Annotated in this window: 18 protein-coding genes; 5 read left to right on the top strand and 13 right to left on the bottom strand. The window is 73.6% G+C overall.

Annotated elements, in window-relative coordinates; all coding sequences use genetic code 11:
- Positions 1–142: 142 nt before the first annotated feature.
- Positions 143–745: a hypothetical protein gene (locus tag ACQYWQ_RS09190; RefSeq protein WP_431033666.1), complete on the bottom strand. Its 603-nt coding sequence runs from the start codon at positions 743–745 to the stop codon at positions 143–145.
- Positions 746–1,139: 394 nt separating this feature from the next.
- Here ACQYWQ_RS09190 and ettA point away from each other — a divergent pair, with 394 nt between their 5' ends.
- Genes ettA through ACQYWQ_RS09175 form a run of 3 tightly spaced genes read left to right on the top strand, consistent with a single transcriptional unit; the run spans position 1,140 to position 4,029 of the window.
- Positions 1,140–2,804 carry an energy-dependent translational throttle protein EttA gene (gene ettA / locus ACQYWQ_RS09185; protein ID WP_431033664.1) on the top strand — a complete coding sequence of 555 codons (1,665 nt, stop codon included), beginning with the start codon at positions 1,140–1,142 and terminating at the stop codon, positions 2,802–2,804.
- A gap of 6 nt (positions 2,805–2,810) precedes the next feature.
- On the top strand, positions 2,811–3,260 hold the full coding sequence (locus ACQYWQ_RS09180) for an acyl-CoA thioesterase (protein WP_431033663.1): 450 nt from the start codon (positions 2,811–2,813) through the stop codon (positions 3,258–3,260).
- Between the two features lie 19 nt (positions 3,261–3,279).
- The gene (locus tag ACQYWQ_RS09175) at positions 3,280–4,029 is read left to right on the top strand and encodes a hypothetical protein (protein ID WP_431033661.1); all 750 of its coding nucleotides are present in this window, start codon (positions 3,280–3,282) and stop codon (positions 4,027–4,029) included.
- On the opposite strand, the gene ACQYWQ_RS09170 is transcribed toward ACQYWQ_RS09175, so the two are convergent.
- Positions 4,013–4,765, bottom strand: coding sequence for an ArsR/SmtB family transcription factor (locus ACQYWQ_RS09170; protein ID WP_431033660.1), 753 nt, complete (start codon positions 4,763–4,765; stop codon positions 4,013–4,015). The genes ACQYWQ_RS09175 and ACQYWQ_RS09170 overlap by 17 nt on opposite strands.
- Positions 4,766–4,830: 65 nt before the next feature.
- Here ACQYWQ_RS09170 and ACQYWQ_RS09165 point away from each other — a divergent pair, with 65 nt between their 5' ends.
- Positions 4,831–5,304, top strand: coding sequence for an OsmC family protein (locus ACQYWQ_RS09165; protein WP_431033657.1), 474 nt, complete (start codon positions 4,831–4,833; stop codon positions 5,302–5,304).
- Here ACQYWQ_RS09165 and ACQYWQ_RS09160 read toward each other — a convergent pair.
- On the bottom strand, positions 5,288–5,692 hold the full coding sequence (locus ACQYWQ_RS09160; RefSeq protein WP_164287319.1) for a globin: 405 nt from the start codon (positions 5,690–5,692) through the stop codon (positions 5,288–5,290). The genes ACQYWQ_RS09165 and ACQYWQ_RS09160 overlap by 17 nt on opposite strands.
- Before the next feature lie 163 nt (positions 5,693–5,855).
- Here ACQYWQ_RS09160 and ACQYWQ_RS09155 point away from each other — a divergent pair, with 163 nt between their 5' ends.
- Positions 5,856–6,866, top strand: a complete 1,011-nt coding sequence (locus ACQYWQ_RS09155; RefSeq protein ID WP_431033656.1) for a methyltransferase domain-containing protein — start codon at positions 5,856–5,858, stop codon at positions 6,864–6,866.
- A gap of 90 nt (positions 6,867–6,956) precedes the next feature.
- Here ACQYWQ_RS09155 and ACQYWQ_RS09150 read toward each other — a convergent pair whose 3' ends face one another.
- From ACQYWQ_RS09150 to ACQYWQ_RS09105, 10 genes are all read right to left on the bottom strand, one after another.
- A complete protein-coding gene (locus ACQYWQ_RS09150) occupies positions 6,957–8,270 on the bottom strand; it encodes an FHA domain-containing protein (protein ID WP_431033654.1) in 1,314 nt (437 codons plus the stop codon).
- Between the two features lie 130 nt (positions 8,271–8,400).
- A complete protein-coding gene (locus ACQYWQ_RS09145) occupies positions 8,401–9,723 on the bottom strand; it encodes a vWA domain-containing protein (protein ID WP_431033652.1) in 1,323 nt (440 codons plus the stop codon).
- Positions 9,724–9,902: 179 nt separating this feature from the next.
- Positions 9,903–11,441: a PP2C family protein-serine/threonine phosphatase gene (locus tag ACQYWQ_RS09140; RefSeq protein WP_431033650.1), complete on the bottom strand. Its 1,539-nt coding sequence runs from the start codon at positions 11,439–11,441 to the stop codon at positions 9,903–9,905.
- A 3-nt stretch (positions 11,442–11,444) separates the two neighbouring features.
- Positions 11,445–14,225, bottom strand: a complete 2,781-nt coding sequence (locus tag ACQYWQ_RS09135) for a tetratricopeptide repeat protein (protein WP_431033649.1) — start codon at positions 14,223–14,225, stop codon at positions 11,445–11,447.
- A 49-nt stretch (positions 14,226–14,274) separates the two neighbouring features.
- On the bottom strand, positions 14,275–15,597 hold the full coding sequence (locus ACQYWQ_RS09130) for a hypothetical protein (protein WP_431033647.1): 1,323 nt from the start codon (positions 15,595–15,597) through the stop codon (positions 14,275–14,277).
- Positions 15,598–15,735: 138 nt separating this feature from the next.
- Positions 15,736–16,869 carry a glutamate ABC transporter substrate-binding protein gene (locus ACQYWQ_RS09125; RefSeq protein WP_431033646.1) on the bottom strand — a complete coding sequence of 378 codons (1,134 nt, stop codon included), beginning with the start codon at positions 16,867–16,869 and terminating at the stop codon, positions 15,736–15,738.
- A 62-nt stretch (positions 16,870–16,931) separates the two neighbouring features.
- Positions 16,932–18,482: a hypothetical protein gene (locus ACQYWQ_RS09120; RefSeq protein WP_431033644.1), complete on the bottom strand. Its 1,551-nt coding sequence runs from the start codon at positions 18,480–18,482 to the stop codon at positions 16,932–16,934.
- 332 nt (positions 18,483–18,814) lie between these two features.
- On the bottom strand, positions 18,815–19,873 hold the full coding sequence (locus ACQYWQ_RS09115) for an N-acetylglucosamine kinase (RefSeq protein WP_431033642.1): 1,059 nt from the start codon (positions 19,871–19,873) through the stop codon (positions 18,815–18,817).
- Complete coding sequence (locus ACQYWQ_RS09110) at positions 19,864–21,150, bottom strand: 6-phospho-beta-glucosidase (protein ID WP_431033641.1); 1,287 nt, start codon at positions 21,148–21,150, stop codon at positions 19,864–19,866. Before ACQYWQ_RS09110 ends, ACQYWQ_RS09115 begins: the two co-directional genes overlap by 10 nt.
- Positions 21,151–21,179: 29 nt before the next feature.
- A complete protein-coding gene (locus ACQYWQ_RS09105) occupies positions 21,180–22,085 on the bottom strand; it encodes a carbohydrate ABC transporter permease (RefSeq protein WP_431033639.1) in 906 nt (301 codons plus the stop codon).
- Positions 22,086–22,087: the final 2 nt, after the last annotated feature.

The raw sequence follows: 22,087 nt of genomic DNA, 5'->3' as shown, positions 1-22,087 counted from the left end.
CGCCTGAAGCCTGCCCCGCTCCGCCCGAAGCCCGCCCGCTCCGCCCCTGCGGAGGGCTCCGTCGTGCTGCGGCCCTGCGCCTGCCTGCTCCTCCGCGCCGCCACAGGTGCGCCGTGTCACGCTCTCGCGCCCGGGCCGGGCGTCATTCCGCCGGGGCGTCCTGCGGCACTTCGAGGGCGGGCCAGCGCCGAAGGAGGTCGCCGCCTCCGTGATGGGAGGGGGTCTCCTTGCGGTACAGGTCTGCCATGAGCTGGCGGTTCGCGGCGATCCTTGTGGCGAGACCGTTCACGTCGGAGACAGTGAACTCTCTTTCCTGGAGGGCCCTTCGCTGCCGGCTCCGCATGCAGAAGAAGAGGGGCTCGTCCGTGTCGTCGTCCCCCCAGGGGCGGCCCACGTAGTCGTCTTCTCCAGACCAGCCGATCACCATCTCGTCGTGCCAGGTGCCGTGGATCACGACATTGCGGAGGTCTCCCAGTTCCCGCGCCTCGCGCAGGAGGGTCGCGAATTGCTGGTGGTCAGCGGCTGACCACCAACGGTGCTGGTGGTCCACGTGCGAGAGCATCATTTTGAAGGTGTTCCTCAGCCAGTCGCTGCCCTGGCCCTCGAAGAGCATCCAGACGTCATCCGAGCTGTCCGGCAGAAGACCGCCGATCATCTCCCTGAACGCCTCGTCCGTTTGCGCGCTCTCCGCGGCCACCCTGCCTATGGCCCGGTAGAGATCCGGATTGTTGGCGAATGTCCGCACACGTCCCCCAAGAACACGATGGGCGCGCGCCGTAGCGCGCGCACCGTAGCGATTCACGCGACCGTCTCAGCGTTTCAGATTCACGCGACCGTCTCAGCGTTTCAGGGGTGGCAGCGGGGTGCAATCACATTCCCGGAGGGCCCGGCACGGTGGCCGTCCTCACCACCCACAGTGACCCCGCCCTCACCCTCGCCTCTCGCGAACCCCCAGCTCACACCCCCCGTCGGGGAACGGGTTTCCGCCCGGGGGGCAGCGTGCGGCAAGATGGGTGTGTCTGCCCTCCGGCGGGGCCCCGGGGCTCGGGGGAGGGCGGAGTCCCCCTTGACGGGGCGTACGCCGAAGCGGCGGGCGCCCCAGGACGACTGTCAGAATCCAGACTGCCGGACGGTTTCTCTTGGCTGAGTACATCTACACCATGCGCAAGACGCGCAAGGCTCACGGCGACAAGGTGATCCTTGACGACGTGACGCTGAGCTTCCTGCCGGGCGCGAAGATCGGTGTTGTCGGGCCGAACGGCGCCGGTAAGTCGACCGTCCTGAAGATCATGGCGGGCCTTGAGCAGCCCTCCAACGGGGACGCCTTCATCTCGCCCGGCTACAGCGTCGGCATCCTTCTCCAGGAGCCTCCGCTCGACGAGTCGAAGACCGTCCTGGAGAACGTGCAGGACGGCGTCGCCGAGACCATCAAGAAGGTCCACCGCTTCAACGAGATCGCCGAGCTGATGGCGACCGACTACTCCGACGCGCTGCTCGAAGAGATGGGCAAGCTTCAGGAGGAGCTGGACCACGCCAACGCCTGGGACCTCGACGCCCAGCTGGAGCAGGCGATGGACGCCCTCGGCTGCCCGCCCGGCGACTGGCCCGTCGTCAACCTCTCGGGTGGCGAGAAGCGCCGCGTCGCGCTCTGCAAGCTGCTCCTCGAAGCCCCCGACCTGCTGCTCCTCGACGAGCCCACCAACCACCTGGACGCCGAGTCGGTGAACTGGCTGGAGCAGCACCTCGCCAAGTACGAGGGCACCGTCGTGGCCATCACCCACGACCGGTACTTCCTCGACAACGTCGCCGGCTGGATTCTGGAGCTGGACCGCGGCCGCGCCATCGGCTACGAGGGCAACTACTCCACGTACCTGGAGACGAAGCAGACCCGTCTCAAGGTCGAGGGCCAGAAGGACGCCAAGCGCGCCAAGCGCCTCAAGGAAGAACTGGAGTGGGTCCGCTCCAACGCCAAGGGGCGGCAGGCCAAGTCGAAGGCACGACTGGCCCGTTACGAGGAGATGGCGGCGGAGGCCGAGAAGACCAGGAAGCTGGACTTCGAGGAGATCCAGATCCCGCCGGGGCCGCGCCTGGGCAACGTCGTGATCGAGGTCGAGCACCTCAACAAGGCGTTCGGCGAGAAGGTCCTCATCGACGACCTCTCCTTCACGCTGCCGCGCAACGGCATCGTGGGCGTCATCGGCCCGAACGGCGCCGGCAAGACCACGCTCTTCAAGATGCTCCAGGGCTTCGAGGAGCCGGACTCGGGCAGGATCAAGGTCGGCGAGACGGTCAAGGTCTCCTACGTCGACCAGGGCCGCTCCAACATCGACCCGAAGAAGACGCTGTGGGAGGTCGTCTCGGACGGTCTCGACTACATCAACGTCGGCCAGGTCGAGATGCCCTCACGCGCCTACGTCTCCGCCTTCGGCTTCAAGGGCCCCGACCAGCAGAAGCCCGCCGGGGTCCTCTCCGGCGGTGAGCGCAACCGCCTCAACCTCGCGCTCACCCTCAAGCAGGGCGGGAACCTGCTCCTCCTCGACGAGCCCACCAACGACCTCGACGTCGAGACGCTCTCCTCGCTGGAGAACGCGCTCCTGGAGTTCCCCGGCTGCGCCGTGGTCGTCTCCCACGACCGCTGGTTCCTCGACCGCGTGGCGACGCACATCCTCGCCTACGAGGGTGAGTCCAAGTGGTTCTGGTTCGAGGGCAACTACGAGTCGTACGAGAAGAACAAGGTCGAGCGACTCGGCGCCGACGCGGCCCGCCCGCACCGCGCCACCTACAAGAAGCTGACCCGGGGCTGAGCGATCGTGGCGCGTCACCTCTACCACTGCCCGCTGCGCTGGGCCGACATGGACGCCTTCGGGCACGTCAACAACGTGGTCTTCCTCCGCTACCTGGAGGAGGCCCGTATCGACTTCATGTTCCGGCTCAAGCCCGAGGGCGACGGCCCGTCGTTCGCCGGCGGCTCCGTCGTGGCCCGGCACGAGATCGACTACCTGCGCCCGCTGGTGCACCGGCACGCCCCGGTCACCATCGAGTCGTGGGTGACGAACCTGCGCGCCGCGTCCCTCACCATCGCCTACGAGGTGAAGGACCCGGAGACCGCGGACGGCCCCGAGGTGGTGTACGCGCGCGCCTCGACCGTCGTCGTCCCGTACGACCTCCGGGCCGAGCGGCCGCGGCGCATCACCGCGTACGAGCGGGAGTACCTGGAGAAGTACCGCGACGACGCCGGGCCCGGCGGGCTGGTCGCGTGAGTGTGACGGGACGGCTCGCATGAGTGATACGTCGGTGCGGTGCGCCGACCCGGGGGAGGCCGCGGACCTCGCGGCCTTCCTCGGGCGGCTGCTCCACTACGACAAGGCCGCGGCCGTGCGGCTCCAGGCGGCCGCCGGGGCGCTCGCCGTCTTCGGCCGCCCGCCGTCCTTCGAGGTCCTCGCGATCCGTACGGTGCGGCTCGCGCCGCAGCCCACGGCGCGGACCTTCGACGTGACGGTCTCCGCGGGCGACCTCCTGGAGACCGTCGACGAGGCCACGGCGCGCTTCGCCGTGCCCGCGCCCGTCACCGGCCCGCCCTGGGCGGGGCTCCTGCCCCCGCGCGGCGGCTGGCACCGCGAGCCCGTCGCGCTCCTGCCGCAGGCGGTACGGGGCGCGGTCGCCCAGGCGGTGGCGGAGTTCCGTACCCGTATGGAACGCCTCGCCCCCGCCGGGCGGACCCGCGCCGAACTCGACCGCATCGGCCGCGAGGTCTGGTCGCGTACGGTCGGCGACACCTCACTGCCCGTACGCGCGGCCCACGCGGCCCAGGCGCTCGGCTTCCTGCGTCCGCCCGCACCGCCGCAGACGCGGGCGCAGGCCCCGGACGCCACGAGCCCGCGCCTGCCCCACGACGCCGATGACCCGGATGCCGCGCACTCGCTCGCGCTCTTCAGCTCGGGCGCCTGGCTGCGCCTGCGCACCCCCTACGGCTCCGTCGCCGTCCGGCGCGGCGGCCTCGGGATGCTCGGGATCAGCCCGCGCTCCTGAGCCCCCGTTCCTCGTCCACGTCGATGCCCCAGCGGTCCGCGAGCAGCGCCCGCCCCGCCGGGGTCACCGTCAGGCCACGGTCAGTACGGTGCCGTTCGACCCACCCGGCGGCGAGGAACCGCGCGCCGACGGCGGCGCCGAGCGCCCCGGCGAGGTGCGGGCGGCGCTCGGTCCAGTCGGCGCAGAGGCGGACCGTGGGCCTGCGTGCCGCACGCGCCGCGTCGACGTCCACACCGAGCCCCGCGAAGCCCTCGGCGCCTTCCGGGGTCAGCTCCTCGGGCCCCTCGCGCAGCCACCCCGCCGCATGCCACGCCTCGCTCAGCGCGACGCCGAAGCGCCCCGCGAGGTGGTCGTAGCAGAAGCGGGCGGCCGCGAGCCTGGCCGCCTGGCGGCTCGGCCGGTAGCCGCGCACGGGCGCCGCCCCCGTGAGCCCCCCGAGCGCTTCGAGCGCACGCGCCACCTCGGGCCCGGCGAGCCGGTAGTAGCGCCGCCGCCCCGACGCCGTGCACTCCAGGAGCCCCGCGGCGACCAGGACGGACAGGTGCTCGCTCGCGGTCGAAGCGCCGACCCCCGCGGCCCGCGCCAGCTCACCGGCCGGGCGCGCGGTGCCGTCCATCAGCAGATTGCAGAACACGGAACGCGCGGGCGCCGCGAGGGCCTGCGCGACCTGGCTGAAGTCCCGGTCGCGGCCCGGCGGTGCGGGGGAGTCCGGGGAGGCGGTCACGGAGCGGGGCATGCGTACGACGATAGTCCGGTCATTCTTCGGTACGTACCGAAACGACCTCGCCCTACGGTCGCCTCATGACGACCCGGCCCGCCCCTCATGCCTACCTCGCCCTCCTCCAGTGGCAGGGCTCCACCGCCGCAGGAATCCGCGGCTACTCGCGCACCCACACCGCCCTCGCGCCGCCCGCCGTCCAGCGCCTCGGCCTCAGCGCCGACCCCGCCTTCCGCGGCGACCCGGATCTCCTCAACCCCGAGCAGCTCCTTCTCACGGCCGCCTCCTCCTGCCAGTTGCTCTCGTTCCTCGGCGAGGCGGCGCGCGCGGGCGTGGAGGTCCTGGCGTACGAGGACGAGGCGAGCGCCCGGCTCGACACGGAGCGCGGGCGGCTCGAAGCGATCCGCCTCGCGGTGACCGTACGGGTCGCCCACGGCACCGCTCCCGACGCGGTGCGCGAACTCGCCGCGCGCGCCCACCGCGCGTGCTACGTCGCGAACAGCCTCGCCGTCCCCGTCGACGTCGTGACCGATGTCGAGGTCAGTCCGCGCGGTTGACCATCGAGGCGGCTGCGTACGTGAGGTAGGTCCACAGGGTGCGGTCCTGCTCCTCGGTCAGGCCGAGTTCGTCGACGGCGGCGCGCATGTGCGTCAGCCACGCGTCGTGCGCCGCGCGGTCCACGGCGAAGGGCGCGTGCCGCATCCGCAGACGGGGGTGGCCGCGGTTCTCGCTGTACGTGCGGGGGCCGCCCCAGTACTGCATGAGGAAGAGCGCGAGCCGTTCCTCGGCGGGGCCGAGGTCCTCCTCCGGGTACATCGGGCGCAGCAGCGGGTCCCCGGCCACGCCCTCGTAGAAGCGGTGCACCAGGCGCCGGAAGGTCTCCTCGCCGCCGACCTGCTCGTAGAAGGTCTGCTCCTGGACTGTGCCGTGCGGGATCTCGTTCACGTGTCCATCGTCTCAGACGCCCCGGCCGAGTACCCGGGTCGTAGGACCGCCGCCCGACACCCCCGCCCGACGCCCTCGCGGCCCCTCGGCCCGGCGCCGACCCGTCCGAAAGCATCCCGTACGCGTACTCGCTTCGCGCCCCCGCGCCCCCCACAGTGGACCCATGACCCCGCAGCCCGCCCAGCCCGCGAGGGCTCCCCGCACCGAGGAGGAGTGGCAGGATCTCGCCGGCCGCTCCCGCGAGGGCCTTCTGCGCCGCCTGTCCCGTGAGTGCGACCTGCTCGACGAGGACTCGCCCTGGTACGCGGCCTTCGCCTCCGTCCCGCGCCACTACTTCGTGCCGTACTACTACGTCCGCGCCCCTTCCGGCGGCTTCGAGCGCCTGTGGGGCGAGGACCCCGACCGCGAGCGCCGCGCGCGCTGGCTCACCGGCGCCTACGCGGACGTCCCGCTCGCGACCCGGCTGCGCGACGGCGAACTCGTCTCGTCGAGCAGCCAGCCCTCGCTCATGGCCCGCATGCTCACCGGGCTCGACGTCCGCCCGGGTGACCGGGTCCTCGAAGTGGGCGCGGGCACCGGGTGGAACGCCGGGCTGCTGTGCCACCGCCTCGGCGAGGACCTCGTCACGACGGTCGACCTCGATCCGGAGATCACCGAGTCGGCGCGCTCCCACCTGGCGCGGGCCGGGTTCAGGCCCGAGGTCGGCACGGGGGACGGGATGCGCGGCTGGCCCGCGCGGGCCCCGTACGACCGCGTGCTCGTCACGGCGGCGATCGGCACCGTGCCCCGCGCGCTGCTGCGGCAGTGCGCCCCCGGCGCGCTCCTCGTGGCGCCGCTCGCGACGGGCCTGCTGGCGCTGCGGGTGCGGGACGCCGAGCACGCCGAGGGGCGATTTCTCGCCACGCCCGCCTACTTCGTCCCGATGCGCGGGGCCGAGCGTGCGCCCGAACCGGCCCCGTACCTCGGCGGGCTGCCCTCCTGGGCCACGCGGGACGAGGACTTCCACTTCCTGCTCGCGCTCACCTCGGGCACCCTCGACCCGCACGAGGCGCTGGCCCTGTGGCGGCGCGAGCAACTGCCGGCGCGGGAGCGCTTCGGGGTCACGCTGAGGGGCGAGTACCTGTGGGCGTGGCTCGACGACCCGGACGGGCCGTACGCGTGGGCGCTGCCCTGACAGCCCGCCCCGACAGCACACGGGGGCCGCACGCGCGTGGCGTGCGGCCCCTCCGGGGTGCCCTCCGGGATGTTGCCCGCGGGGTGTCGCTCAGCCGCGGTGGATCGTGATCGTCGTCCACGCGCCGACGTGCACGCGGTCACCGTCCGAGAGCGGCTGGACCACGAAGGGCTGGATCGGCTCCTCGGAGCCGTTGACCGTCGTGCCGTTCGTGGAGTTCTGGTCCACGACCGCCCAGGTGCCGTCCTGCTGGCGCGTCAGCATGGCGTGCTGGTGCGAGACTCCGGGGTCCTCCGGGGGCACCGACAGGTCGATGTCGGGGGTGTTGCCCGTGGAGTGCCTGCGGCGGCCGATCGTGACCTGGCTCCCGGTCAGCTCGACGCGCTGCTCCGGCGAGTACGCGGGCAGGCTGAGCCCGGCCGCCTCGGGGCCGCTGCGCTGCATCATCGCGAGGAAGTACTCACGATCGGGACCGTACGTGGCGGTCCAGGTCCCCTGCGCGGGACCGGCGGGGCCGGGCGCGAAGGGGTCGCCGTGACCGCCGGGACGGGGACCGCCAGGACCGGGGACGCCGGGTCCGTTCGGGCCGGGTCCGTTCGGGCCGGGCCCGTTCGGAATCGACGTGTGGGGGATCGCGCTGTTCGGTCCCGGACCGTTCGCACCGGGGCCGTTGTGTCCGGGCCCGTTGTGTCCGGGCCCGTTCGGGCCGGGCCCGTTGTGTCCGGGCCCGTTCGGCGGGTACGGCGCCGGCGGGGCGATCGGCCAGTCGTCCACGCCCGGCTGTTGTTGCCGTTGTTGCTGCTGCTGCGGTGGCTGTTGTTGCTGCTGCGGCTGCTGCGTGGCGGCGGGGCCGGAGGCGTAGCCGCTCGTCTGGTGGTACGGGTCGGGGAAGCCGCCCTGCGCGGAGTGGGCACCGTGTTCCGCCGTACCCGGGCCACCGTGGCCCTCCCGGCCTCCGGGGTTCTGGCCGGGGAACTGCGGCGGTTCCTGCTCCCGCTGCCCCGGGTAACCGGGCTCGGGCCGCTGGATCATGTCCGGGACGATCGGCTCGGGGGGCCTGTTGATCCTGGAGGGACGCGACTCCTGGTACTCGTGCGTCTGGGGGCCGGGGAAGCCGCCTCCGGCGGGCTGCCCGGGGGATGCCGGGACGTACGTCGTCGCCGTACCGGTCAGGAAGTTCCAGCGGCAGTGCTCGCAGAACGGGCCACCGGACTCGCGTGGCGTACCGCACTGGGGGCAGCGCTCGGCCTCCGCCTGGGTCCCGCTGTGCGGGTATCCGTACGGGCTGGGCGCGGGGGGCGGGGAAGGCGGCGGCACAGGTCCGCCCGACCCGGCCATGCGATGGCCGCAGATCTCGCACCAGTCGTCGGAGCTCGACTGATGTCCGTTCGGGCAGGTCGGCATGTCGGCGCTTCCTCCTCTCCTTCTCTTCTCCGGCCTCCCGGCCGGTCACTGACAGCATCCGGCCCGGCGGGTCCGGAAGGGCGGGCCCACCGCCACACACATGCGTCGTGCGGCGGGCGGCGCGCGAGGGCTACTTCCTGACCCGCACGGTCTTGGTGGACCGTGTTTCGAGGGTCATCTCGTCCGCCTCCGTCACTTTCGCCTTCAGTCGCACAGTACCCGCAGGCGCGTCCACGACGTCCACCACCTTCGCGAGCAGCTTGGCCGTCGCCTCGTTCCCCGAGGCGTGCGCGAGTTGCACGGCCCGACCGAGCCGCGCCGTGGCGCGTTCCTGGTCACCGGACTTGCGGGCCTGGAGCCCCTCCCGTACCGCGCCCGCCAGTTCGGCCTGCCCCGTGTAGTGCGCGACCTGCGGATTCAGTTGCGTGGACGCCGCGATGTCGTCGGTCCACACGGCCCGTACGAGCCCCTGTCCGAGGCGCGTCACCGAGCCGTCGGGCTCGGGCACGACGAGTGACACGCGCGCGGCGAGCATCTCGTGGCCGAGCCCGGCGGGCGGGACACGTACACAGAAGTGGTAGTCGCGCGATTCGTCGCCCCAGGACCCGGTGGGGTAGTCCCCGGTGCGTGGCCCCGACTCGGTACGGCGCGCGGTGAGGTCCTCGACGCTGGGGGCGACCTGTTTGACGAAGACGGGCTCGGCACCCTGCGGGCTCCACAGGCGCAGTGCGACATCGGCGACCTCCTTGCCCATGACGTTCTCCATCATGCGCGTGAAGTCCTCGGTGAGCGCCTCGGGTTCCGCGACGATGTCGGCGCTGCCGAGGAGCGCCGAGGCGATCCCGGTCACCTCAGCCACCTCCCAGTCGGTGCCGACCCCGCGCGCGTCGCAGGTGAAGCGGCCCGCGCAGATACCGAGCGCGGCGCGCAGCTCCTCGGGCGTCTCGTGCTCGTTGCGCCCGTCGGTGAGCAGGATGCCGTGCCGGATCGTGACCGGCGCCTGGGCGAGCAGGCGCTCGGCGAGGCGCAGCCACGTGCCGACGGCGGTGCCGCCCGAGGCCGTGAGCCCGCGCAGCGCCTGCTTCGCCTCGGCGCGGGTGCGGTCGTCGGCGACCGCGAGGGTGCCCCCGCCCGGGTAGACCTCCTTGGCGACGTGCGTGCCCGCGATGACCGCGAAGCGTGTGCCGTCGCGGAGCGTGTCGAGGGCGGCCCCCGTGGCCTCCTTGGCGTGGTGGAGCTTGCTCGGCGGGTACTGCATCGAGCCGGAGCAGTCGACCATGAGCGCCACGGCGGCGTCCTGGCCCTGGCCCGTCGCGGTGAGCGCGCCCGTACCGCCGCCCGTCGACGTCACCGTGACGACGGCGTGCACCTCTCCCGAACCCTCCGGCAGATACGGGTTCTGGTAGACCTCGACCTCGAACCGGGGCCCCTCGGGCTTCGAGAAATTCGCCATGACGCCGTTCCCCCTTGTCGACTTCTCACATGTCCCTGTCGCGGTGCGTGGACCGCGGGTGCGTGGACCGCCGGTGTGCGGTCCGCCGGTGTGCGGTCCGCCGGTGTGCGGTCCGCCGGTGTGCGGTCCGCGGGTGTGCGGTCCGCCGGTGCGCCCGGGGCTCCGGGCGCACCCGGGCGTCACCGCGCCTCAAGCCGCACCGGTTCCCCCGGCGCCGGGTACGGGACGACCGCGACCGTGATGTTGTCGTGGCCGCCGCTGTCGAGCGCGTACCGCACGAGCGCGCGCGCCGCGTCGAGCGGGCGGCTTCCCGCGTCGGCGGGCAGCAGCGCGGCCATCGCCTCCGCGCTCTCCGCGTAATTCCACAGCCCGTCCGTGCACACCACCACGGTCCCCGGCGCCTCGGGCCGGAAGGCGGCCGTGTGCGGCTCCAGTTCGTAGGCGTCGGCGCCGAGCCAGCCCGTGATGGCGTGCGCGCGCTCGTCCGCGTACGCCTCCTCCTCGCTCAGGAGCCGCGCGGCGACCATCTGCGCCGCCCACGAGTCGTCCTCGGTGAGGCGGTACGGGGTCGCCGAGCGGTCGGCGGGCACCCAGTAGACGCGGCTGTCGCCGACCCAGCCGACGACGAGGAGTTCCTCGGTGACGATCGAGGCGACGAGCGTGCACGCCGGGGCGTTCTGCCCGGGCTCCTCGGGAGGCAGGACCGGCTCGTCGGCGAGCGCGTTGACCGCCTCTGCCGCCTGCTCGATCGCCTCGCGCATCGCCTGCTCGGGACGGGTGCCGCGCGGCAGCGAGGCCATGAGCGCGGCTTCGGCGGTCTGCGCGGCCGCGAGCGAGGCCGCGTCGGGGCGCGTCGCCGACGACACGCCGTCGCACACGACGGCGACGGCGGCCGTGGCCCCGTCGGGCAGCGCGGTCGCCGCGACGGCGAAGGCGTCCTCGTTGCGGTGGTGGCGCAGCCCCCGGTCGCTCACGGCGGCGAGCGTGCTCAACTCCCGCTCCATGTGGTCGCGCGGTCGCGGCTGCGCGTGCCCGCACCGCTCGCAGTACCCGTCCTCGTCGACCCGGCCGGCGCCGCACCGCGCGCACACCGGGCCCGGCTCGGGCGGCGGCGGGCTCAGGCGCGGATCGGGGGCGGCGTCGGGGGCGGTGGGACCGGCGGCCGCACCTGGCGCCGCGCCCGGCCCGGCGGCGGGCGCGGCGGCGGGCGCCGCCCCCGGCGCGGCTTCGGGCCGCGGTGGTACGGAGGCCGAGGCGGACTGCGCCGGTACGGGTGCCCCCGCGCCGGGTGGCGTGGCCGTGTCGCCCCGCGGTGCGGGGGGCGGGGCCGCCAGGGCATAGTCGCCGTCCGGGGGTTCGGGGTGCTCGGCGGGCCGGTCGCTCACGTGCCGGGGGCCGCCGCTCGCCCGTACCGCGGGCTCCTCGGAGGCGCGGACCTCCTCGGGGAGCCGCACGCCGTCGGGCAGCGTCGGCTCCTCCGCCCGCACGGACCCGTCGGAGACCGTCGCGGGCAGGTCCGAGGCGCGCAGGACCTGCGCGGGGCGGCCCGTGCCGTCCGTCTCGCCGGACTGCGGCCACTCGGGGGCGGGGGCCGGCGGGGCCGCCGGTGGCCCGGGCACCGCCGAGAGGTCGTAGCCGCAGCCCCCGCAGTACAGATCACTCTCGTCGAGTGGTTCCGCGCACCGGGGACAAGCCGCCAGCTGATGCGTCCGCGCCATCAATCACACCCACGTCCGGGGGCGGAGTCGGTTGGCCCGCTCCACCAGTTCGATCCGTTCCCCGCCGTCACCGGCGAGCCTGGCCAAGGTCCGGAAGGCGCGTTCCAGGCCGAACCGGAGCCCGCGCTCGTCGAGCGGGCAGCCGAGGAGGCCGCCCTCCTGCGGCCCTGCGCCGTGGCGACCCGAGAGTACCCAGTCGAGCGCCGCGCCCAGTACCTCGGCAGTGAGCGTCTGCGCCCGTACCGCGTCGACCGCGTCGCCCAGTTCACCGACGCGGGCCGCCGCCGCGCGCAGGTCCGTGACCGGCGTCTGCCCCGGGACCCGGCCCCGCAAGCGCGCCCGGGTCGCCGCGATCCCGGCGGCCGCGTGGTGCGCGGAGGACTCGGGCACCGTCTCCAGGGCCCGTACCGAGCCCTCGCGTTCGCCGGCGGCGAAGAGCACCCGCGCCAGGCCGAAGGCGGCGCTCACGTAGCCCGGGTCGGTCTGCCACACGAGCCGGTAGTACTCGACCGCGTTGTCGAGCTGGCCGAGCGCCTCGGCGCACAGCGCGAGCGCGAGCTTCGGCGCGGCCTCACCGGGGAAGGCGTCGTAGACCGCGTCGAAGGAGAGCGCGGCCCGGTCGAGTTCACCCGTCACGAGCGAGGCCAGCCCCCGGTACCAGACGACCCGCCAGTCCTCGGGGAACCTGCGCTCCAGGTCGTCGAGCGAGCGCCCCGCCGAGTCGGGCTGCCCCATCTCCAGACGCGCGCGCACCTCGCGCAGCCGCACCTCGGGCGAGTCCGCCGGAGCGTTGCGCAGAGCGCTGATCACCTCGCTGTGCACCGCGGTGTGCAGCCCGGCGAGGAAGCCCGCGCTCGGGTCGCCCGCGTCCACGCGCGGCACGGGCAGCGCGAGCGCCGCCTCGGGGACCCGCAGCGGGCGCAGCGCGGCGGCGGGGGAGGCGGGGGGAGCGGCGGGCGGCGCGGGGAGCGGGGTGCTTCCCGGCTGCCTCGGGAGTCCGGGGAGCGGGGTGGGTCCGGGCTGCGCGGGCAGGCCGGGCGGGGCGCCGAAGCCCGCGGGCGCGGCGGCGCCCGGGGCGCCCTGGGCGAGCGGCGCCGTACCCGCCCGCTCGCCCGCCTGCCCCGGAGCGGTCGTACGGGCCCGCCGCCCCCACCCCTTTCCGCCCGCGCCGCCCGTGTCCCGTACCCCGAGCGCCGAGACCGCCGCGCCCGCGGGCAGGAACAACTCCGTGTCGGGGACACGCAGTTCCGGGCCGAAATGGGTCGAGAGCGCCGGGTGCGGGCGGCCCGTGCGGCGGGCCACGATCTCCCGCAGCACCCCCGTGAGCTGCTCCGCCATCTCCTCGGCCGAGGCGAAGCGGCGGGCCGGGTCCGGGTCCGTCGCGCGCACGAGGAGCCGGTAGAAGGACTCGAACTCCTGGAAGACGGGGACCTGCGCGGGGTCGGGCAGGCTGTCCGCGTAGACCGTCGTGTAACCCTGGAAGTCGAAGGTGAGCACCGCGAGCGTACGCGCCACCGTGTACAGGTCGGAGGCCACCGAGGGGCCCACATCGGCGACCTCGGGTGCCTGGTAGCCGACCGTCCCGTAGATCGCCGACTCCTCGTCGTCGGCGCGGCGCACCGCGCCCATGTCGATGAGCTTGAGCTGATCCTCCGTCTGGATCGCGTTGTCGACCTTGAAGTCGCAGTACAGGAGCGAGCGGCTGTGCAGGTGGCCGAGGGCGTCGAGCGCCTCGATGCCGAAGGCGCAGGCCTGCTCGACGGGCAGCGGGTCGCGGCGGCCCTCGGGGGTGCGCCGCGAGTTGGCGATCTCCTTGAGGGACTTGCCGCCCACGTACTCCATGACGATGTAGCCGTCGAGCGAGCCGGTGCGCTGGTCGAGGTGCTCGACGAAGTTGTAGATGCGCACGATGTTGGCGTGCTCGATCTCGGCGAGGAAGCGCCGCTCCGAGATCGCCGCCTCCATCGCGTCCTGGTCGCCCGTGTCGAGCAGGCCCTTGAGGACGACCCAGCGGTCCGAGACGGCCCGGTCGATCGCGAGGTAGACCCAGCCGAGTCCGCCGTGCGCGAGACAGCCCACGACCTCGTACTGACCGTGGACCACGGTCCCCGGCCGCAGCTTCGGCACGAAGGAGTACGGGTGCCCGCACTTCGTGCAGAAGCCCTCGGTGCGCCCGGGCCGCTCCCCGCGGGCGCGCCCCACCGGGGCGCCGCAGTCGGCCCGCGAGCAGAACCGCTTGCGCTCGGGCACCTCGGCCCGCTCCAGGACCGCCGCGCGCGGATCGTGCCGGGGCACGGTCGGCACGCTCACGAGCCCGACGCCGAGCCGCCCGCGCGCCGAGCCCGAGGCCGCCGAGCCGGTACTGCGCGCGGAGACCTGCCGCGCCGTGCTGGAGCCCGAGAGCCGCCCCGAGACCGAGCGCCGCGAGGAGCGCGAGGAGCCGGAGGCCCTGGCGGAGGGCGCCGAGCCGTACGAGGCGGGCGATCCCGAGCCGTACGGGGCGAGCGCGCCCGAGCCGTACGTGACACCCGCGCCGTACGAGGCGCCGCCCCCGCCCGCGCCCGCGCCTGTCCCCGTCCCGCGTGCCGCGGGCGCGCCCGAGCCGTGCGTGGGCGCGGTGCCGCCGCGCCGCCCGCTCACCGTCATGCCGGTCGGTGGCGAGCCGAGCGCCCCGTCAGGGGCGACCACGGGCGCGAGCCCGCACGTGTCGCAGTACAGCTCGCCGCCGCCCACGTCCTCGTACCGGCCCTCGCAGCCCGGCCGCTGACACGCCTGCTCGTTCATCCGCTTCCCCCGTCACGCGCCACCGGGGCGGCGATCCGCTCCGTACGCCTCATTCCTGACCCCCGGCCAGCGTCTCCGCCACCGCATGCTGATAACGCAGCACCGCCTGCTCGGCGGCCCGCAGATCGCAGGGGGCACTCCACAGCATGCGGCGGGCGGCGTCGTACCGCTCCATGAGGAGAGTGTCCTCGGCGAGGCCGTGCCTGGCGACCTTCGCGCGGTACGCGTCGAGCCGCCCGCGCAACTCGGCGCGGATCGCGAGCGGCGCAGCGACTGCCGACAACTGTTCCCGCGCGCGCAGGAGTTCGTCCTCCGCGCGCGATTCGAGCGAGTCGAGCAGCGGGCTGAGCCGCGACCAGTGCCCGCGCCTCCTGTACTCGGCGGCGCGCGACAGCTCCTCCTGGAGCACGACGGGCGGGCCGCTCACCACGGGGACCTCGGACGCCGCTATTTTCGCGAGCACTTCGCCGCGCGCCGCGCGCGCCTCGGCGAGTGTGCGGTCCGCGCGCGAGAGCAGGTCGCTCAGCTCGCGAAGGCGCGCCTCCGCGTCCTGCCGCACCGCGAGCACGGCCTCGATCTCGCGGCGCACCTCGTCGAGCCCGCGCGCCTCGCGGTCGTAGCGCCGCGTGTCCGGCCGGCCCGCGCCGGGGGCCGCAGCGCCCGCCTGCGGCTGCCAGAACTCCAGCGGATCGCTGACGACTTGCTCGCGCAGCGCCCCGAGCACGCGCGCGATGCGTTCCAGGTCGTCCCCCGCCGGGTGCTCGCCCGGGCGCACGCCGACCGAGTGCGCGAGGGTGCGGGTGCGGTTCAGCTCGGCGGAGAGCAGGTCGATCCGCGCGGGCAGCGCCGACCACACCGCGTCGGCCGCTATCACGACGCCGAGCGAGTCCGCGTACAGCTCGTTCATCCGCTCGACCAGCTCCTCCAGGGAGCAGCGGTGGCTGAGCCGCGGCGCCTCGCCGGTCAGGCTCGCTGCCGGTCCGTTCCCTGCCGCGCCCGCCGCCCCCGGCACGGCGAGCGAACGGCCCTCCAGCAGCTCGGTCAGCTCCGCGAGGTCCTCGCGGCTCGGGTTGCGGCGCCTGGCGCGCAGCGCGCGGGCGGTGGCGAGGGCCTGCGTGTACGTGTCGAAGCAGGCCCACAGGAGCGAGATCGCCGCCTCCGTGGCCGCCCAGCGCTGCCGCGTCACACCCGTCAGCTCCGCGCCCTCCAACAGCCGCCGCCCCGCGTGGTCCTGGAGCGCGAGCAGCGAGGTCTCGACCGCCTCCCGCTCCGCGCCGCGCCGCGCGAGCGCACGGTCGACCGCCTCGCGGTCCATCACCGCGCCCGGCTCCTGCTCCCCCGACCAAGCGGACATCGCTCGCGCGCCGCCCATCGCACTCCTTTCCGCCCGGCCCCAGCCGGAGCCGCATCCGAGAACGCACCCCCCGGCCCCCGCCCGGTCCGCACGCCCGCCACCACGATCACACCTGCACCCTGCCCCTCAGGCCCCCGCATCCATGCGTGCTCCCCCTCACGGCGTCCCGAGATCGATCGTGACGTCCGCCTTCGGCGGCGCGACCTTGTCGGCGTCGCCGAACCACTTCGTGTACGTGGCCTGCCACTGGTTCTTGCGGAAGTCCTCCAGGACCTTGTTGACGCGGGCCACGAGTTCGGGCGAGTCCTGGCTCATCGCGATGCCGTAGTACTCCCAGGCGGGGCTGTCCCGGTCGTCGGGCTTGTTCTCGTCGGGCCCGCCCACCATGTCCAGGCTCGGGTCCTGCGCCAGCTGTCCCTCGCCGAGGGCCCCGTCGGTGACGAGCCCGTCGACGTCGCCCAGCTGCAACTGGACGAGGCAGTCGAGCTGGTTCGGCACCGAGACCAGCTCCTTGGCCTTGTCCTTGTAGGCGTTGAGTACCGTCTCCGCCGTCGAACCGTCCGCGCTGCACAGCCGCTTGCCCGTGAGCGAGTCGTCGAAGCCGCTGATGCCGGAGCCGCGCGGGACGATGATCCGCTGGGTGGTGCGGAAGTAGGGCGTGGAGAAGCTGACGTCCTTGAGGCGCTCGCACGTGATCGTCATGGTGCGCACCACCATGTCCACCTCGTGGTTCGCCACGGCCTGGACGCGCCGGTTGGTCGGGATGGCGCGCAGGACCACGGCGTTGGGATCGCCGAGGAGGTCCTTCGCTATCGCGTGCGCGAGGTCGATGTCGAAGCCCTCGATGTCGTTGTTGCCGTCGCCCTGCGGGTTGCGGAAGCCCCAGCGGTAGCTGTTCTGGTCCACGCCCACGACGAGCTTGCCCCGCGGGAGGTTCTTGTGCTTCTCGCGGGTCACGATCTCCTTGACGATCGCGTCGTCGTCCTTGTCGGACGCGCGCCGGTCGTACGCGTTCGGGCAGGAGCCGTCAGCGCTCCGGTACCCGGCCGCGCCGGCCGCCGGGGCAGGAGCGCCCGCGCCGCCCCGGGCCGGCGCGTCCTGTGCCCCGTCGCCGGTCCCGGGGAGGCACAGCACCCCGATCGTCGCGAGGACGCACGCGGCGGCCATCGTCGCGATCCCGCCCCAGCCCCGCAGCCCGGCCCGCCGCGGTGCGTGCCCCGGCGTGCTCCCGCGCTCCGCGGCGCCCCCCTGCGCGTCCGCCGTACGCGGCTGCCCCTCGTCGTTCCGCATGTCGCTTGTCCTCCCGCTCCGCAGCGGTCCGCGCCGGGCCCCTTCGGCCCCTTCGCCGGCCCTCACCGGTACTCCGAAAGACGCCTGCCGACACCGAGCAGAGCGCCGAGCGCCCCGAGCACGGCGAGGATTCCCGCGGCGAGGGCGATCCCGGCGAACGCGTCCACACCGGTACGCGCGGCCCGCTCGAAGTCCTGCTGTTCGGTGGCGATCGCCTTGGCGAGCGCGTCGTCCACCTCTTGGAAGAGACGCGAGGTCGGCTTCGCCACGTCCTTGTCGCCACCGAGCACCATCCCGCGCGCCTTCGCGTAGTCGCCGCCGTCGTCCGCGGTGCGTGCGGCGCTGTGCAGGGTGCGCCAGCCTCGTGCCGCCTCGCGCGCCTGCTCGACCGCCGAGCGCCCCGCGGGGCTGTCGGCGCGCCCGGCCGCCTCGGCGAGCAGGTTCCGGCGTGGCTTCTCGCCGCTCTCGCCGTCCAGGAGCCCGGCCTCCTGCTGGTACGCGTACTCGTAGGCGTCGATCTCCTCCTGCTCGTCGCCCTGCTGGATCTTCGTGACCTTCGCACCTCGGTTGACGAGCGTCAGGTTCTCGTCGCCGCGCGCCTTGAGCGCCGCGATACGGGCCTCGTTGAGGACGGTGAGCGAGGCGACGCCGCTGGACCGTGAGGTGGTGAGGTGCTGCCGGGCCACGGTGTGCCCGGTGACCATCCAGGCGAGCAGCACGAGCGCCGCCGTACTCGCCGCGACGAGGCCCTTGTTGAGCACGCGGTTGGTGCGCCGGTAGTCGCGGTACTGGGCGCCGCCCAGCGCGGCGAGGGCGAGCACGCCGAGGACGATCGCGAGCCAGGGGTACGGGGTCGCGGTCGCGTAGTCCTGCTCAAGGCGGTCGTTCTCCGCCTGCCAGAGCTGCTCGGCCTCGGGGAGCATCTTCTCCTGCATGAGGTCGCTCGCGTGCCGCAGCCAGGCGCCGCCGAGCGGGACGAGCTGACGGTTGTACGTCTGCGCGTTCTGTATCTGCGCCGTGTAGACGGGGAGCCGCGAGTTCAGCTCGGCGAGCGAGGCCGAGGAGGACTTGCTCAGGCCGCGGCGGCTCGTCGCCTCGGCGAGCATGGTCGAGGCGCGCTCGATGTCCGCGTCGTACCGCTTCCTGACGTCGGCGGGCACCTGACCGTGCCCGGAGAGGAAACCGGTGGAGGCGATCGTGTCGGCGTCGGCGAGGCTCTGGTAGATCGTGGCGGCCTCCGTGGTCAGCGGCTGACTGCCGGTCAGGACGTGGTCGGCGGCCGCCGCCCGCGACGAGACCTGCCAGGCGCTCGCGACCCCGAACGCGAGGAGCAGCAGCGCGACTGCGGCGCCGATGAGACGCAGCCGCCCCGGCTCGGTCCTGACTCCGTGGCGCAGCCGGTCGAGGCCCTCGGCGAGCGCGGTCCTGCGCGGTGGCGCCGTGACGCCGGGCGGTGCGGACGGGCCGGGCGGGGCCGTCGCGACAGGGCCGCCCTGGGGCGGCACAGGGGCGTACCCCGCCGCCTCGACGGCGCTCACCGCGCTCGCGCCCTCCGGGCCGGGCGCGCCCGCGCTCCCCGGCGGCGCCGCGCCGCCTTTTCGCCGTTGTGCCACGTCGACCTCCCCCGTCGGTCCTGTCGGTTGCCGGGCGCCAGTATGTCCCCCGGCGGCCCCGGGGGACACGGCCTTCCCCCGGTTCGCGTGCCGCTCGGCCCGGCGTTCACGGGCGAACCCGTGGAAAACGACCGGCGCACGCGCCCCCGCGCTCCGGGGTCGCCATGACCCCGTACCGTGGCGCGGCTCCGTACAGCCGTGCGCGCCACTCGCTCTGACATACGAACGGAGCCGCGCGCCCGGTTCCCTGCTCTTCCCGGTTCACCCGAACAAGTGAACGGCCGCCCCGCGTGTGCGGGACGGCCGTGTCAGGAGGGGGCCTCGGGGCGTGTTCAGGCCCCGGCGGGCGAGGAGGAGGCGACCGGTGTTGACGCCGCCCCCGGGCCCTCCGCGTAGTGCGCGCGCACCGAGCGGTGAGCGGTGGTCGGCACCGCGAGGTGGTCGAGGCCGAGGAGGGCGGCGCCGAGCACGGGACGCTCCTTGACCACGCGCGCGACCGCGTGCGGGGCACGCACGGCGAGCAGTTCCTCGACGCGCCCGTTGAGCTGCGGGTGGCGCGCGGCGAGTATGCCGCCGCCGAGCAGCACGGGGACCTCCTCGTCGAGCAGCCCGAGCTTGCCGAGCGAGACGGTCGCCATGACGACGACCTCCTCGGCCATGCGCTCCACGATCGCCGAGGCGACCGCGTCACCCGCCGCCGCCGTCGAGAAGAGCACCGGGTTCAGCTCGTGGCGCCGCCCGTAGGCGAGGCGCCCGCGGTGGAAGGCCTCAATGAGCGCGTACATCGAGTCGAGCCCGAAGTGCGCGGGCAGTTCCCGGGCGAGCGCGGTCGGCTCGCCGCGGCCGTCCTCGGCGCGCGCGGCGAACCACAGCGCCTCCTCGGCGAGGCCCCCGCCGCCGCCCCAGTCCCCGGATATCTTGCCGATCGCGGGGAAGCGTGCGGTGCGCCCGTCGGGGTGCATCCCCGCGCAGTTGACGCCCGCGCCGCACACCACGGCGACACCGCGCGGGTCGGCGTCCTCCAGGAGCCCGGCCCGCAGCACGGCGAAGGTGTCGTTGTACACGCTCGTGCTCGCGCTCCAGCCGCGCGCCTCGATCGCGGCGGCCAACTCGGCTTCCTCGACGGGAAGATCCGCGTTGGCCAGACACGCCGAGGTGTGCCGTGCCCCGCCGACGACGGGCAGCCCGGCGTCGGCGAAGGCGCGTTCCACGATCTCGTGGAGGATGTCGATCGCCGGTTCGATGCCGATCACGGGTGGCTGGAACCCGCCGCCGCGCGCGGCCCCGAGGACGGACCCGTCCTCGGCGACCACGGCGACGTCGGTCTTGCTGTTGCCCGCGTCGATCGCCAGGACGGCGGCCTGGCCCGGGCCGGATGTGCTCAGGCCCACGCCAGGTGCTCCCTGTTGTGCGCGATCAGCTCGTCCGTGAGCTTCTCCGCGTACTCGATCTGGCCGACCAGCGGGTGCGCGAGGAGCGCCTTGAAGACGGCGTCGCGGCTGCCGTGCAGCGCCGCTTCGAGCGCCAGGTTCTCGTACGCGGTGGTGTGCGCGATGAGCCCGGCGTACTGCGGGTCGAGCGCGGGCACGGGCAGCGGGGTCGCGCCGGTCGCGTCGATGCCCGCCTGCACCTCGATGACGGCGTCGTCGGGGAGGAAGGGGAGCGTGCCCTTGTTGAAGGTGTTGACGACCTGGTACGGCGAACCGCCCGTCGTCGTGCCGTCGGCGGAGCGGCCGAGGAGCCCCGCGGCCAGGTCGACGGCGGCCTCGGAGTAGAAGGCCCCGCCGCGCTTGGCGAGCAGCTCGGGCTTCACGTCGAGCTTCGGGTCCCCGTACATCTCCAGGAGCTGCTTCTCCATCGCGGCGACCTCGGAGGCGCGCGTCGGCTTGGTGCGCTGCTCCCGTACGACGGCGTCGTGCTGGTAGTAGTACCGCAGGTAGTACGAGGGGACGACGCCGAGGCGCGTGACGACCTCGCGCGGCATGTGCAGGTCCTCGGCGATCGCGTCGAGGTGCTCGGTGAGCAGCTTCGGCAGCACGTTCTCGCCCTCGGGGCCGCCGAGGCGGGCGCCGAGTTCCCACGTGAGGTGGTTGAGGCCGACGTGGTCGAGGTGGACCTCGGAGGGCGCCACCTCCAGGAACTTGGCGAACTTGCGCTGGAATCCGATCGCGACGTTGCACAGGCCGACCGCCTTGTGCCCGGCGGTGAGCAGGGCGCGCGTGACGATACCGACCGGGTTGGTGAAGTCGATGATCCACGCGTTCGGGTTGGTGCGGCGTACGCGCTCGGCGATGTCGAGCACGATCGGCACCGTACGGAGCGCCTTCGCGAGACCGCCGGCGCCGGTGGTCTCCTGGCCGACGCAGCCGCACTCCAGCGGCCAGGTCTCGTCCTGGTCGCGGGCCGCCTGGCCGCCCACGCGGAGCTGGAGGAGCACGGCGTCGGCGCCCTCGACACCCGCGTCGAGGTCCGAGGTGGTGACGATCCTGCCGGGGTGGCCCTGCTTGGCGAAGATGCGCCGGGCGAGGCCGCCGACGAGTTCCAGCCGGTCCGCCGCCGGGTCGACGAGGACGAGTTCCTCAATGGGCAGGGTGTCGCGCAGGCGGGCGAAGCCGTCGATGAGTTCGGGCGTGTAGGTCGATCCGCCGCCGACCACGGTGAGCTTCATGGTTCTCAAGCCTTTGCTCGGGGAGGGCCTCAGCCCTTGACCCCGGTGAGAGTGACGCCTTCGACGAAGGCTTTCTGTGCGAAGAAGAAGACGATGACCACGGGCGCCATGATGAGCAGCGTGGCCGCCATCGTCATGTTCCAGTTCACGGCGTGAGCGCTCTTGAACGATTCGAGTCCGTAGCTGAGCGTCCAGGCGCCGGGGTTCTGCGCCGCGTAGATCTGCGGGCCGAAGTAGTCGTTCCAGCAGTAGAAGAACTGGAAGAGCGCCACCGCGGCGATCCCGGGCTTGGCCATCGGGACGATGACCTTGAGGAGGGTCTTGAACTCGCCGCAGCCGTCGACCCGGGCCGACTCCATGTACTCCTTCGGGATCGTCAGCAGGAACTGACGGAGCAGGAAGATCGAGTACGCGTCGCCGAAGGCCATCGGGATGATGAGCGGCCACAGCGACCCCGAGAGGTGGAACTGCTGCGCCCACACGAGGTACATCGGGATCACGATGACCTGCGGGGGCAGCATCATCGTCGAGATCACCATGATCATCGCCGTCTTGCGGCCCCGGAAGCGGAACTTCGCGAGGGCGTAGGCGACGGGCACCGAGGAACACACGGTGAAGGCGGTGCCGACGACCGCGTAGATGATCGAGTTCTTCCACCAGGTCAGGAAGCCGTCGGTGTGGAAGACCTTCGAGTAGTTCTCCCAGTGCCAGGAGCTGGGCCACAGGTCGCCGCTCATCGCCTGGCTGTCGCTCATCACCGAGGTCAGGAACACGAAGACGAACGGCAGGATGAACAGGAGTGCCACGGCGATCGCGACCGTGTGCACGGCGACGAAGTGGAGGACCTTCTTGCGCCTGCCCGCGCGCGGGGCGCGAGCCGCCTCCGTGTCCCCGGCGGACGCCTGGACCGGCGCGTTCAAAGTGGTCGAGGTCATGG

The organism is Streptomyces sp. P6-2-1 (assembly GCF_050613165.1).
Classification (GTDB): domain Bacteria; phylum Actinomycetota; class Actinomycetes; order Streptomycetales; family Streptomycetaceae; genus Streptomyces.
Note: the sequence above shows the minus strand (reverse complement) of the source record. Positions and strands in the feature narration are given on the sequence as shown.